Raw genomic sequence first — 12,942 nt, forward strand, 5'->3', positions numbered from 1 at the left:
TGAGGCCAGTGCAGGCAGCCCGTTACAGATGCACCTTCAAGAGGAATTGCGCATTGGGCCCGGATGAAGTTAGCTTCCGGAAACCTCCCTTTCAGGAATGCCACCCTTGGACTCCATCACCCAGGCCGTACTCGGCGCGGCCTTGCAAGGTACCGTGCTCGGCCGCATCCAGGGCCGCCGCTCACTGTTGTATGGTGCGGCGCTGGGCACGCTTCCCGACCTGGACGTGATCATCCGCTACGCCGACCCGGTGTCGCAGATGACCTACCACCGCGGCTTTTCTCATTCCTTGTTCGTGCTCACCGGGCTGGCCTTGCTGCTGGCCTGGCTGGTCAACAAATGCTGGCCAGGCAAAGGCTATACCTTGCCCAGGCTGTTCCTGGCGTTCTGGCTGGTGCTGGTCACCCACCCGTTGCTCGACGCCTTCACGGTCTACGGCACGCAGTTGTTCTGGCCCTTGCAGGCCACCCCGGAAAGCTGGGCGGCGGTGTTCATCATCGACCCGGTCTACACCGTGCCGCTGCTGGCCGCGGTGATCTACGCAAGCATCAAGGGGCTGACAAGCAAGGCGGTGCAGATAATTACCTTGGCCTTGCTCTTCAGCGCAGCCTACCTGGGGTTCGGCCTGGCCGGACGCATGGCGGCCGAGCAGCGGTTCCAGGCTGCCCTCGACCGTCAAGGCATCGCCGTCAGCCAGGTGCGTGCCGTGCCGATAGCGTTCAACAGCCTGGTCTGGCGGGTGCTGGCCAAGACCCCGGATGGCGATTACTACGAGGGCATCAGCAGCGGGTTCGACCAGCACCCGCCAGAAATGCAACGTTTGCCGCGTAATCTTCAACTGGCGCAAGCGCTGGCCGGGCACCCGTTGCACCAGCGCCTGCGCTGGTTCACCGACGACTGGCTGCGCTACGACCAGATCGGCGATGCGCTGGTGGTCAGCGACCTGCGCATGGGTATCCCGGGTAACTACACGTTCCGCTTCAACATGGCCCACCGAGACAGCCAGGGGCACTGGATTGCCGATGTGCCGTCGCTGTGGGAGGGTGCCGGGCCAGGGGCGACGTTCAATGGCGACGACCTGGTGCTGATCTGGCGACGGATCGTCGAGCAGCAGCCACCTTTGCCGCTGGCCGCGTGGACCGATCGCTACCTGGGGCCTGCCACAGTCGAGCGCGGGCGCTGAGGCGTGCGTTCAGCCGGGCTGGACCTGGTCAAGTGGACGGCGATGCTGACCATGGTCGCCGACCACCTGCGTTTTCTGTGGCCTGATGCCGATGGCTTGTTCGTGGTTGGCCGGTTGGCGTTTCCACTGTTTTGCCTGGCGATTGCGGTGAATGTGGCGCGCACCAGGTGCGGTGCGCTCTATACCCGCGGCAACCTGCGTTATCTGGGGCTGATGCTGGTGTTCGCGGTGCTGTCGGAACCTGCGTACCGTTGGCTGGACAGTGGTTCGTCAACGTTCAGTGTGATGCCGACCCTGGTGTTGGGGTTGCTGGTTGCCTGGGGTGTGCATCATCCGTTGATTTCGGCGCGCGTGCTTGGCTTTGCCGGTCTGCTTGCAGGGTGGCTGTTCAGCGAACAGCTGATGTACGGGCTGCCGGGGGTGATGCTGCCGGGCGCCTGGTTGATGGCTCGGCGCAAGGAAGGGGCAGCCTGGTTGTTGCCCTGCCTGTTGGCCATGGGGGGGAACCTGACCAACAGCTGGTTGCAGGAGCATCTGTTGGCGCCGTTTACCGTGCTGACGCTGATGGCCGCGGCCTTGGCGATTCCGCTCGGGTGGTCGTTGCTGCGTCAGGAGGGTTGGCGGGTGCCTGCGGTGGGGCGTTGGGGTTACCTGTTCTATCCGGTGCATTTAGTGGTGATCAAGGTCTTCGCTTGATCGCTCTCGACAGTCCTGCTTGCATTTCACAAATCCATACCTATCTAAACCAGCCGCACCAGACTCAGGAACCACCCATGGAACCCAACCGCTTCGGCGACATCACCGCCTTCGTCAGCGCCGCGAAGGCTGGCAGTTTTACCGCCGCCGCCGCCACCTTGGGCCTGACGCGCTCGGCGGTGGGCAAGAGCATCGCTCGCCTGGAGGCGCGCATGGCCGTGCGCTTGCTCAACCGCACCACGCGCAAGCTGAGCCTGACCGACGAGGGCCTGGTGGCCTATGAACGCTGGCGGCAGATTCTGGATGACCTGGACGAGGTGGAAAGCACTATGGCCCAGCGCCGTGGCAAGCCCACCGGCACCCTGCGCCTGACAGCACCCCTGTCGTTCGGTCAGCGCCATGTGCTGCCGATTCTCGACCGCTACCTGAAGCAGTGGCCCGAGCTGCGCGCGGATATACGCTTCACCGACCGTTTCGTCGACCTGGTCGAGGAGGGTATCGACGTTGCGGTGCGTATCGGTGTGCCGAAGGAAGACTCGCAACTCTTGACCCGTACGGTGGCCTGGCAGCAGTTCGTCACCTGCGCCTCGCCCGCATACCTGGACGCACGCGGCGTACCACAGGTGCCCGGCGACCTCTACGGCCATGACAAGATCGCCTTCCTGGCCGGCGAAAAGGTCATGCCGTGGCGCTTTCATACCGAAGCGGGGCTGCACCTGTGCGAAGACCCCGGGCGGCTGAACATCGACAGCTCCGAGGCGATGCTCGCCGGCGCCCGGGCGGGTTTCGGGCTGATTCACCTGCCCACCTACATCACCGGCGACGACCTGCGCGCCGGCACCCTGGTGGAGGTGCTGCAAGCCTATCGGCCGCCAGCGGACCCGATTCGCATCGTCTACCCAAGCAAGCGCCACCTGTCGCCACGGGTACGCGGCTTCATCGACCTGCTGGTAGCCAGCTGGGAACCGGGCGTGCCCTGGGAGGACTGATTGGGGAATGGCAGGCCCCTATGCCGGGCCTGAAACCGGGTTTATCACTGGCTGCGCAGCAGGGAAACTGGCAGTCACTGATAATCCCTGTGGAGACCCCATGACTGCACTGTCCGTACTGGACCTGGTCATGATCGGCGAAGGCAAGACCTTCGCCGACGCGATCGAAGAGTCCCGCCAACTGGCGCGCCATGTCGAGCAACAGCACTACAGCCGCTACTGGATCGCCGAGCACCACGACATGCCGGGCATCGGCTCGGCCGCCACGTCACTGGTCATCAACGAAATCGCCAACGCCACCCGGCATATCCGCGTCGGCGCCGGTGGCATCATGCTGCCCAACCACGCGCCGCTGGTGGTGGCCGAGCAGTTCGGTACGCTCGACACCCTGCACCCTGGCCGCATCGATCTGGGCCTCGGCCGTGCGCCGGGCAGTTCCGGGCCTACCGTGCGCGCCTTGCGTGGTGCTGCGCCAGAGCGCGACTTCAGCCAGGACATCGCCGAGCTGCGTGACTACCTGGCCGACAACGGCCAGCGCCGCGTGCGCGGCGTGCCGGGCAAGCATGACATCCCGGTGTGGATCCTCGGCTCCAGCCTGTTCGGCGCCGACCTGGCAGCGAAACTGGGCCTGCCCTATGCCTTCGCCTCGCACTTTGCCCCGCGCTACCTGCTGCAGGCCATTGCCCATTACCGGGCCAACTTCCAGCCTTCGGCACAACTGGCCAAGCCGTATGTGATGGTGGGCATGAACCTGTTCGCCGCCGACAGCGATGCCGAGGCGGATTATCTGGCCAGCTCCCATCGCAAGTGGATGCTGGACTTGCACGTCGGGCGCGTCGGCCTGTTGCCCAAGCCGCAGGAGGGCTATGTCGAGAGCCTGCCGGACCATGAACGCGAGGTACTTGAGCAGGTGATGGCCTGCACCGTGGCCGGCGGGCCGGACCGGGTAAGGGAAGGGTTGCGCACGCTGATCGAGCAGACCGGTGCGGATGAACTGATGATCGACTGCCGCATCCACGACCCGCTGGCGCGGCAGCGTTCGCATGCCTATGCCGCGCAGGCCCTGGCGCAGCTGGGTTAAAGCTACCGGCCTCTTCGCGGGTGAACCCGCTCCCACAGCGGTTGCACAGGCCCTGGAGTCATGGGCAATCCTGTTGGAGCGGGTTTACCCGCGAAGAGGCCAGAACAGGAGAGCGATCAGCTACGGGCCAACCGCCCACTCACATAATGCGCCACATCATTGAACCCCGGCGTCGAGGCATGCCCCGGCGTGACCAGCGAATCAATGAACGCTTCATCCTCCGCGGTAATCTTCACCGCCAGCGCCCCGCCATAGGTATCCCACTGTTCTTCGGTCCGCGGCCCGACAATCGCCGAACTGACCAGCCGATTGTTCAGTACCCAGGCAATCGCGAATTCGACGATACCCACGCCCTTGGCTTGCACATAGGCCTGGATCTGCCGGGCAATGGCCAACGACTCCTGCCGCCATTCCACCTCCATGATGCGCTTGTCCTGGCGCCCGGCACGGCTACCGGCATCCGGTACCGCCCCCGGCGCATACTTGCCGCTGAGCACGCCCCGCGCGAGCGGGCTGAATGGCACCACGCCCAGACCATGGGCGGCCGCAGCGGTGAGCTGCTCCGGTTCGGCCTGGCGATTGACGATGTTGTACAGCGGCTGGCTCACCACCGGCCTGGGCACGCCCAGGCGCTCAGCAATGTGGCAGGCCTCGGCGATGCGCCAGCCGCGGAAGTTGGACACGCCCCAGTAGCGGATCTTGCCTTGGCGCAGCAGGTCGCCGATGGCCTGCACGGTTTCCTCCAGCGGCACCTTGTGGTCTTCGCGGTGCAGGTAGTAGATGTCCAGGTAGTCCATGTCCATGCGCGTCAGCGTGGCATCGAGGGCATTGAAGATGTGCTTGCGCGACAGGCCGCTGCGGTTGGGAAGGCCATCGGCCGGGCCAAAGCCGACCTTGCTGGCCACGATCCAGTCATGGCGATGACGGGCCACCGCTTCGCCGACGATTTCCTCCGCACGCCCGGCGTTGTAAACGTCTGCGGTGTCGATGAAGTTGATGCCCTGGTCCCAGGCCTTGTCGATGATGCGCAGGGCGTCTTCGGTGCTGGTTTGCTCGCCGAACATCATGCTGCCCAGGGTAAGGGCGGAAACCTGCAGGCCACTGTGGCCGAGGGGGCGGTAGATCATGCGCTTGGGTCCTTGTGCAGTCGGCAGATCTACCCGTTTTACACACAACCGGGGCGCAATGAAAGGCAGCTTCAGCCGATCAGCGCCAAGGCCTCCTGCAAGGTCAACGGGCGCTTCAGGCGTTGCGACAGCGTCGCCATGGCATCGGAATAGCCCTTGGCGATAACTGCCTCGACCCGCTCATCCACGCATTGCAAGGCAATGAAGTCGCCTTTTTCCGGCTCGCCGACGAACTCGATACGGTTCCAGTCCCGCGCGTGGCCCAGTACTTCGTAGGTGCGGCCGTGCTGGTAGGTCCAGAAGAACGGTACGTCGGCGTAGCGGCGCTGCTCGCCGAGCATGTTGGCCGCGGCGATCACCCCATGTTGCTGGGCCAGCCGCCAGTGTTCGATACGCACCGGGCGCCCGCTGAGGGGGAAGGTGGCGATATCCCCCGCGGCCCACAGGCCATCTGCAGCGCGCATTTCAGCGTCCACTTGCACCGACTTGTCCTCGGTCAGCAGCACGCCCTGAATGAACGCGGTCGCAGGTCTTACCCCGGTACCCAGCAGCACCAATGGCGTCTGTAGCCGCTCACCGTTGGCCAGCAGCACGGCCTCGACCTTGCCCTGGCCCTCGATCCGCACGACCTCGGTAGGGCCGTGGAAGGTGACCCCCTTGCGTTCGTGCAACTCGCGGATGCTACGGCCAATGCGCTCGCCCAGTTGCCGGGCCAGGGGGACCTCATGGCGGGTGATCAGGTGCACCTGCACGCCGTACTTGCGCAAGGCCGACGCGGCTTCCAGGCCGATGAAGCCATCGCCGACGATCACTGCCGGCTGGCCGGGCTCGGCAGCATCCAGCAGGTGCGCGGCATCCTCCCGTGAACGCAGGGTAAATACCCCAGGCAGGTCGACGCCCGGGATATCGGGCCGCAGCGCCTTGCCGCCGGTGGCCAGCAGGCAGGCGTCATAGTCGATCTGCTGGCCGTCGGCCAGGATGACCTGGCGTTTCTGGGTGTTCAGTGTGCGCACCTTGCCATGCTTGCGCTCCAGCTGGCCCTTGCGCAGGGCGTCGGGCTCGAGCAGGGCCGGCACTTCATCGGGCGGCATCTGCCCGGCGATCACGAATTTGCTCAGGGAAGTACGATCGTAGGCTGGTTGGCGCTCCTGATCGATCCAGACCAGGCGGCCGGCAAAGCCATGGGCCAACAGGGTGGACACTGCGGCACTGCCCGCGGCACCAGCGCCGACTACCACGAAACAGCGGGCGTCGCTGTGGCGGGGCGGCTCGGTTCTGGGCAGGGGTTGGTCGTCGACCCAGACCTCGTCGCCCTTGAGCCAGGTTTTGTAGCGACGCAGGTCGGCCAGGGCCGGCGGCTCGCAGACCGCGCCCTCGTCCACGGCGAACGCGGCCTTGTGCCAGGGGCACACCAGCAGGCCGCCGCACACCACGCCTTCATTGAGTGGCGCGCCTTCGTGGGGGCAGTTGCCCTGGTAGGCGTGCACCTGGTCGCCCTGGCGGATGAGGATGATCTCCTCGCTGCCGGCCTGGACGCGCAGGGGGCGGTGTTCGTCGAGTTGGGCCAGGCGAGCTACGGCGTGCTGGGTCATGGGGGTTCTCCAAAGGGACCTTTGGAACCATTTGACGCCTGGGCTGGGGAGGGGATGCGTTGAGCTGACGATCGGTGGAGGGTGTGGATTTTATGTGGCCTGGGCTGGCCTCTTCGCGGGCTTGCCCGCTCCCACAGGGATACCACAGCGTTCGAGCTTGTGGTGATCCTGTGGGAGCGGGCGAGCCCGCGAATGGGTTCAACTGGCGCTTGCAGTACTCAGCGCACCAGCCCGGGTAACCCGCAAGGCCACCAGGCTACCCAGCACGATCAACGCCGCCAGCGAATATAGCGCAGCATCGGTCGAGCCGGTCTGGTCCTTGATGAAACCGACCAGGTACGGGCTGAGGAAGCCGGCCATCTGGCCCACCGAGTTGATGATCGCCAGGCCCGCGACAGCCGCGCCGGCGCTGAGCAGCGCCGTGGGCATCGGCCAGAACATCGGCAGGCCGGTGAGCGCGCCCATGGTGGCGATCGACAGGCCGAGGATGGCGATGGCCGGGTTGCCGGCGAAGTTCACCGCGATCAGCAGGCCGATGGCGCCCATCAGCATCGGCACCACAAGATGCCAGCGGCGCTCGTTGCGCAGGTCGGCCGAACGCCCGCAGAGGATCATGAACACGCCGGCCAGCAGGTACGGGATGGCGCTGAGCCAGCCGATCAGCAGCGGGTTGTCGAAGCCCATGTTCTTGATGATCGACGGCAGCCAGAAGTTGATCGCATACACACCGCTCTGGATGCAGAAGTAGACAAAGCCGAAGGTCCAGATCAGCGGGTTGGTCAGCACGGCGAGCACGCCGTCGCCGGTGGTGCTCGGCTTGCTGGCGGCATCGGCGTCCAGGTCGGCGGCGATCAGCTGACGTTCGGCCGGGCTCAGCCAGGCGGCTTTCTGGTAGCCGTCACTGAGCAGGAACACCGCCAGTACACCCAGGGCAACAGTCGGCAGGCCCTGGATCAGGAACATCCATTGCCAGCCGGCCAGGCCGTGCTGGCCGGCGGCGAAGTGTTGGAGGATCCAGCCGGAGAACGGCCCGCCGAGCAGGCCCGATACCGGGATCGCCGACATGAACAGCGCCATGATGCGGCCGCGGCGGGCCGCCGGGAACCAGCGCGAAAGGTACAGCACCACGCCCGGGAAGAAGCCGGCTTCGGCGGCGCCGGTCAACAGGCGCAAGGCGTAGAACTCGGTGGGCGTGGTGACGAACAGCAGGCAGGTGGAGAGGCTGCCCCAGGCGATCATCATCAGCGCGATCCAGCGCCGCGGGCCGAAGCGGTTGAGCGCCAGGTTGCTCGGCAGGCCGCAGAGCACATAGCCGATGAAGAAGATGCCGGCACCAAGGCCGTACACCGTTTCGCTGAACTTCAGGGCGTCGAGCATCTGCAGCTTGGCAAAGCCGACGTTGACGCGGTCCAGGTAGTTGAACAGGTAGCAGATGAAAATGAACGGAATCAGCCGCAGGGTGATGCGCCGGTACAGCGCGTTGCGGGTGGTGTCCGTGCCTTGGTCAGGGGCGGGGCTGTATGCCATGATCGGGTTCTCTGTTGTTATGGTTGTCGCCGCGTCGCCTGTTCCGGCGCTCGCCCTGACGAGTCTCGGGGACTGCGGCGTGCCTGTCTTTGTGCTTTTGCACAGCACTTGCACCGGGCTGCTGTGCCCGAGCCCAAATCCCTGACACCCAAAGGACCGCTCAATGTTCGAACTCGACCATGACCTGGCGCAGGATATCGTTGACCGCGCGATGGCCATTCTGCCATGCAACGTCAATGTCATGGACAGCCAGGGGTTGATCCTCGGCAGTGGCGAACCTGAGCGTATCAACACCCGCCACGAGGGTGCGCAACTGGTGCTGGCCAACGGCCGCATCGTCGAACTGGATACGGACGCTGCCAAGTGCCTCAAGGGCGTGCAGCCTGGGGTGAACCTGCCGCTGATGCTGGATGGCCGATTGATGGGCGTACTCGGCTTGACCGGTGACCCGCAACAAGTGCGCACCTATGGCGAGCTGGTGCGCATGACCGCCGAAATGCTGCTGGCCCAGCGCCATTTGCAGGCCGACCAGCAATGGCGACGGCAGCGCTGTGACGATTTGCTGGCCCTGCTGCTGGGCGGCAGCGGCGATTCCCCCCGGTTGCTCGACGAGGCCCGGCAACTGGGCCTCAAGCCCCAGCTGCCGCGGGTACCGTGCCTGTTCGAGCTGGCCTCGGGGCCAGCCGCCGAAACCCTGGCGGCATGGTTGATGAGCCGCTACCCGGACAGTTGGTGCGTAAGCCCGGCCCGCCAGTCGTTGTTGTGGTGTCGCCCGGCAGGTGTGGCGCTGGACGAACCTCGCCTGCTGGAACGCCTGCAGCGCCATGGCTGGGACGTGGAGCGGCTGGCCCTGGGCAGTGTCGCGCAAAGCCTGGAGCAACTGCGCCGGGGTTATCGCCGGGTGCGCGATCTGTTGGCCTATGGGCGCGAGGTACTGCCCGGCGAGCGCTTGCTCAGCCTGCAGCGCTACCGGTTGCCGGCATTGTTGTGGCGGCATCGCAACGATGATGCGCTGGATGAATTGCTGGAGCCGTTGCAACGTATTCGCAGCAAGGACAGCAGCGGGCAATTGCTCACCACCCTGCGCGCCTGGTGTGCCCATGACGGCCAGAGCCAGGCCTGTGCCGATGCCCTGGGCATCCACCGCAACAGCTTGCGCTACCGCCTGGAGCGGATTGCCGAGCTGGGCGAGGTCGACCCGCTGCGCATGGAAGGGATGCTTAGCCTGTACCTGGGGTTGCAGCTGCTGCCTGCCGACTGAAGGGCCGCCTGCCCCGGCCCTATCGCCGGCAAGCCAGCTCCCACTGGATGCATGCTGCTCTCAGGCCTGTGTTGAACCTGTGGGAGCTGGCTTGCCGGCGATAGGGCCGGGGCAGGTGAAAGGCATCTGCCCAAACAACCCGCCCGGCATTTTGTGCATTTGACCGAGGCCACCTTTGCAGCCACCTGTCAGCATGCCGCTCATCAGGACAGGAGAAACCCCATGAAGATCGTCATTGCCCCCGACTCGTTCAAGGACAGCCTCGACGCCGCCGGTGTCGCTCGCGCCATCGCGGCGGGCCTGGCCGAGGCCTGGCCGGAGGCCGAGCTGGTCGAGTGCCCGATGGCCGACGGTGGCGAAGGCACCATGGATGCGATTCTTGCCGCCAGCCACGGCGAGCTGCGTCGTCAGACGGTACGCGGGCCGTTGGGGCAAAGCGTGGAGGCGGGCTGGGGCTGGCTGCCGCAAAGCCGCACGGCGATCATCGAAATGGCCCAGGCCAGTGGCCTGCAACTGGTGCCCACTGGCCGCCGCGATGCCTGCCGCAGCAGCACCTGGGGTACCGGCGAGCTGATTGCCGCCGCCCTGGCCGCGGGCGCGCAAAGGGTAGTGCTGGCTATCGGTGGCAGTGCCACCAACGACGCGGGTAGCGGCATGTTGCGGGCGCTGGGCCTGCGCCTGCTGGACGCCGACGGGCAAGCACTGGAACAGGGCGGCCTGGCCTTGGCCAAGCTGGCCCGCATCGATGCCAGCGGCCTCGACCCGCGCCTGGCCGAGGTGCAGTTCGAAGTCGCGGCAGACGTCGACAACCCGCTGTGTGGCGCCAACGGCGCATCGGCAATCTTCGGCCCGCAGAAGGGCGCCAACCCACAGCAGGTGCAGGCGCTGGACCAGGCCCTGGGGCATTTTGCCGACCATTGTGCGCAACTGCTGGGTGAGGATGTGCGGGACTACCCAGGCTGTGGCGCTGCTGGTGGCATGGGGTTCGCAGCCCGGGCCTTCATGGGCGCGCAGTTCCGCCCTGGGGTGGAAGTGGTGGCCGAACTGGCCGGCCTGGATGCCATGGTGCAAGGTGCAGACCTGGTAGTGACCGGCGAAGGGCGCTTCGACGCCCAGACCTTGCGTGGCAAGACGCCGATGGGGGTGGCTCGGGTTGCCAAGCGCCATGGGGTGCCGGTGGTGGTGCTGGCCGGCACCTTGGGTGAAGGCTACCAGCAGCTGTATGCCCATGGCGTCGACGCTGCCTTTGCCTTGGCCAGCGGGCCGATGAGCCTGGAGCAGGCTTGTGCCAATGCTGCTGAGCTGCTGCGGGCGCGGGCTTGTGATATCGGGCGGCTGTGGCGCTGCGCAACGCGAACTTGATCGACCGCTGCAGTCTGCCGCACCCCGCGCTTGGTCATTGATTTTTTTGTTGTTATCGTAGAAAGGAGAATCGAAGGTAGCCAGCAAATGCCCGTCACAGAGCCTTTCCACGATAACGTTGCGGTCTTTACCGATGCCGCACAGGGCCTGGGACTGGCCTGTTCCATGACGCTGGCGGAGGTGGGCGAGTTGCGCAACCGCCTCAAGGCATGCCGCTACGTGCCAGTCAACGTCGCCAGCACCCGCGCCGACCTGGGCGAAAGCCTGGTCTGGGATGAAGGCAGCGGCGCGTTGTACTTTGTCGATATCTCCGGCGGGCGAATCAACCGCCTGACGCCTGATGGCCAGGCCGAGTGCCTGTACGAATCCGCGGCACGCATTGGTGCGCTGGCGCTGACCGACCAGGGCAACCTGATTTTCACCGAAGACGCCAGCGTGGCCATCTTCGACGTGTCGCTGCGCAAGGTGCGCCGGCATTCGGTGTCGGTTCACCCGCGGTCGACCTACCGTTTCAACGACGGCGCCTGCGACCCGCAGGGCCGATTCGTGACCGGGCTGATGGACGATGCCCTGAGCGGCAACACCGGGGCACTGTTCCGCTTTGACGGGCAGTTGAATGATCAGGTGATCCACGACGACATGGCGTTGCCCACCGGCCTGGCCTGGTCGCGGGACGGCCATACGGTGTACTTCGTGGACTCGGCGGCGCGCTCGATCTACCGCGCCAGTTACCTGGCCGAAGGCCGGCTTGGCGCGGTCACTCTGTTTGCCGAAACCCCTGCCGAACTGGGGCGGCCGGACGGCCTTGCGCTGGACCGTGACGGCGGCCTGTGGGTGTGCCAGTACCATGGCAGTTGCCTGTTACGCTATGACCGCCATGGCCACCTCACCGACCAGGTGCTGATGCCAGTGCCGTGCCCCACCAGTTGCTGCTTCGGTGGGGAGGGGATGAATACCTTGTTCATCAGCACCGCGCGCTTGGGCATGAGTGCTGAAGACTTGCACCATTACCCCGACGCTGGTGACCTGTATGCCATCAACCCGGAAATTGGCGGCATCGCCCGTCACACCTTCAAGGAATAAGCTTTTGCGCCTGGCTGGCCGGTAGCACGGCCAGTTCGCCAAAGCGCTGCGCTGCGTCGATGTATCGCAACGCCGACTTTGCGTCTTTCCAGCCCACATAGCTCATCAGCGCCTTCAACTCCCAACCGTTGGCCGTGGCCCAGGTGGCAAAGCCACGGCGCAGCGAGTGGCCGGTATACAGCGCCGCCGGTACCCCGGCGCGCTCCAGCATGCGCCGCAGCAGGCCGACCAGGCTGTTGCTGTTGAGCGCGGTGTCGCCGAGGTTGCCCCAGCGGTCGAGCTTGCGGAACACCGGCCCATGGGCGATGCCGGCGACTTCCAGCCATTGCAGGTAGGCCGTGACCGGGCACAAGGCCTTGAGGGCCGGGGTGCGATGCTGTACGCCCAGGGCTTCGCGGTCGCCCTTGCTGCGTGGCAGGAACAGGGTGATGCCGACGCCGGCCTCGGCCTGGATGTGCTCCACGCGCAGGCGTGCCAGCTCATCACCCCGAAAACCGCGCCAGAAGCCCAGCAATAGCAGCGCAGCGTCGCGACGCGCCCGGCGCAGGGAGGCCAGGTCATGCTGTTCGCGGGCCTGACGGGCTTCTTCTTCGAAGCATTGCACTGCGCTTTGCAGGTGCTGCAGCAACAGCGGCGCCGCCTGCCTGGGCGGTGTCGGGTGCAAGGTGCGGATGCCGCGCAGCACCTGGCGCACCAGCGGCGCCTTGGTCGGGTCGGGGAAACCTTGGGCGACGTGCCATTGGCTGAGCGCCGCCAGGCGCTGGCGCAGGGTGCTGACGGCATGTTGGTCGGCGTGGTCGGCCAGGTAGCGGGCGATGCTCTCGGCCGTGGCCGGGAGAAAACCGCCCCAGTGGGTTTCGAAATGCTCGATGGCGGCCTGGTAGCTGCGCCGGGTGTTGTCACGGGTGGCGGCGCGGAGGTAGCGCTCGATGTCGGTCATGGTGCGGGTGCAAGTGGATGATGGGCACACGATAAACCGAAATGGGTTCCTAATACATGCTCGGTCCCTGTAGGAGCGGCCTTGTGTCGCGATCGGGCCGT

General features: G+C 65.7%; 11 protein-coding genes. 7 read left to right on the plus strand and 4 right to left on the minus strand.

Translation table 11 applies throughout. The features are described from left to right. The first annotated feature begins 106 nt into the window (after positions 1-106). The 4 genes from IMX18_RS10925 (at position 107) to IMX18_RS10940 (ending at position 3,949) form a co-directional block, all read left to right on the plus strand. The gene (locus IMX18_RS10925; protein WP_137137487.1) at positions 107-1,183 is read left to right on the plus strand and encodes a metal-dependent hydrolase; all 1,077 of its coding nucleotides are present in this window, start codon (positions 107-109) and stop codon (positions 1,181-1,183) included. A gap of 3 nt (positions 1,184-1,186) precedes the next feature. Continuing rightward, the gene (locus IMX18_RS10930) at positions 1,187-1,879 is read left to right on the plus strand and encodes a TraX family protein (protein ID WP_080604873.1); all 693 of its coding nucleotides are present in this window, start codon (positions 1,187-1,189) and stop codon (positions 1,877-1,879) included. Positions 1,880-1,956: 77 nt separating this feature from the next. Beyond that, a complete protein-coding gene (locus IMX18_RS10935; protein ID WP_015270375.1) occupies positions 1,957-2,868 on the plus strand; it encodes a LysR family transcriptional regulator in 912 nt (303 codons plus the stop codon). A gap of 100 nt (positions 2,869-2,968) precedes the next feature. Beyond that, positions 2,969-3,949 carry an LLM class flavin-dependent oxidoreductase gene (locus IMX18_RS10940; RefSeq protein WP_015270374.1) on the plus strand — a complete coding sequence of 327 codons (981 nt, stop codon included), beginning with the start codon at positions 2,969-2,971 and terminating at the stop codon, positions 3,947-3,949. A gap of 116 nt (positions 3,950-4,065) precedes the next feature. Here IMX18_RS10940 and IMX18_RS10945 read toward each other — a convergent pair whose 3' ends face one another. The 3 genes from IMX18_RS10945 to IMX18_RS10955 all read right to left on the minus strand — a co-directional run bounded on the left by IMX18_RS10945 (position 4,066) and on the right by IMX18_RS10955 (position 8,195). Beyond that, complete coding sequence (locus tag IMX18_RS10945; protein ID WP_015270373.1) at positions 4,066-5,076, minus strand: aldo/keto reductase; 1,011 nt, start codon at positions 5,074-5,076, stop codon at positions 4,066-4,068. A 71-nt stretch (positions 5,077-5,147) separates the two neighbouring features. Further along, a complete protein-coding gene (locus IMX18_RS10950) occupies positions 5,148-6,668 on the minus strand; it encodes an FAD-dependent oxidoreductase (RefSeq protein WP_217190358.1) in 1,521 nt (506 codons plus the stop codon). 198 nt (positions 6,669-6,866) lie between these two features. After that, positions 6,867-8,195: an MFS transporter gene (locus tag IMX18_RS10955; protein ID WP_217190360.1), complete on the minus strand. Its 1,329-nt coding sequence runs from the start codon at positions 8,193-8,195 to the stop codon at positions 6,867-6,869. Positions 8,196-8,358: 163 nt separating this feature from the next. Here IMX18_RS10955 and IMX18_RS10960 point away from each other — a divergent pair, with 163 nt between their 5' ends. The 3 genes from IMX18_RS10960 (at position 8,359) to IMX18_RS10970 (ending at position 11,901) form a co-directional block, all read left to right on the plus strand. After that, entirely contained in the window at positions 8,359-9,456 is a 1,098-nt protein-coding gene (locus tag IMX18_RS10960) for a sugar diacid recognition domain-containing protein (protein ID WP_015270370.1), read from the plus strand. Between the two features lie 222 nt (positions 9,457-9,678). Beyond that, positions 9,679-10,818, plus strand: coding sequence for a glycerate kinase (locus IMX18_RS10965; RefSeq protein WP_015270369.1), 1,140 nt, complete (start codon positions 9,679-9,681; stop codon positions 10,816-10,818). Between the two features lie 165 nt (positions 10,819-10,983). After that, on the plus strand, positions 10,984-11,901 hold the full coding sequence (locus IMX18_RS10970; RefSeq protein ID WP_224765931.1) for an SMP-30/gluconolactonase/LRE family protein: 918 nt from the start codon (positions 10,984-10,986) through the stop codon (positions 11,899-11,901). Here the strand turns inward: IMX18_RS10970 and IMX18_RS10975 are convergent. Beyond that, positions 11,891-12,841, minus strand: coding sequence for a site-specific integrase (locus IMX18_RS10975; protein ID WP_015270367.1), 951 nt, complete (start codon positions 12,839-12,841; stop codon positions 11,891-11,893). The two genes, IMX18_RS10970 and IMX18_RS10975, sit on opposite strands and share 11 nt — an antisense overlap. Positions 12,842-12,942: the final 101 nt, after the last annotated feature.

Origin of the sequence: Pseudomonas shirazica (genome assembly GCF_015168335.1) — a bacterium.
In the GTDB taxonomy this organism is placed as follows: domain Bacteria; phylum Pseudomonadota; class Gammaproteobacteria; order Pseudomonadales; family Pseudomonadaceae; genus Aquipseudomonas; species Aquipseudomonas asiatica.

What these genes read in the sequence shown, in the direction of transcription:
- IMX18_RS10935 (WP_015270375.1), top strand. Translation starts at nt 1,957, where the DNA reads ATGGAACCCAACCGCTTCGGCGACATCACCGCCTTCGTCAGCGCCGCG.
- IMX18_RS10950 (WP_217190358.1), bottom strand. Translation starts at nt 6,668, where the DNA reads ATGACCCAGCACGCCGTAGCTCGCCTGGCCCAACTCGACGAACACCGC.
- IMX18_RS10940 (WP_015270374.1), top strand. Translation starts at nt 2,969, where the DNA reads ATGACTGCACTGTCCGTACTGGACCTGGTCATGATCGGCGAAGGCAAG.
- IMX18_RS10975 (WP_015270367.1), bottom strand. Translation starts at nt 12,841, where the DNA reads ATGACCGACATCGAGCGCTACCTCCGCGCCGCCACCCGTGACAACACC.
- IMX18_RS10965 (WP_015270369.1), top strand. Translation starts at nt 9,679, where the DNA reads ATGAAGATCGTCATTGCCCCCGACTCGTTCAAGGACAGCCTCGACGCC.
- IMX18_RS10970 (WP_224765931.1), top strand. Translation starts at nt 10,984, where the DNA reads ATGACGCTGGCGGAGGTGGGCGAGTTGCGCAACCGCCTCAAGGCATGC.
- IMX18_RS10945 (WP_015270373.1), bottom strand. Translation starts at nt 5,076, where the DNA reads ATGATCTACCGCCCCCTCGGCCACAGTGGCCTGCAGGTTTCCGCCCTT.
- IMX18_RS10960 (WP_015270370.1), top strand. Translation starts at nt 8,359, where the DNA reads ATGTTCGAACTCGACCATGACCTGGCGCAGGATATCGTTGACCGCGCG.
- IMX18_RS10955 (WP_217190360.1), bottom strand. Translation starts at nt 8,195, where the DNA reads ATGGCATACAGCCCCGCCCCTGACCAAGGCACGGACACCACCCGCAAC.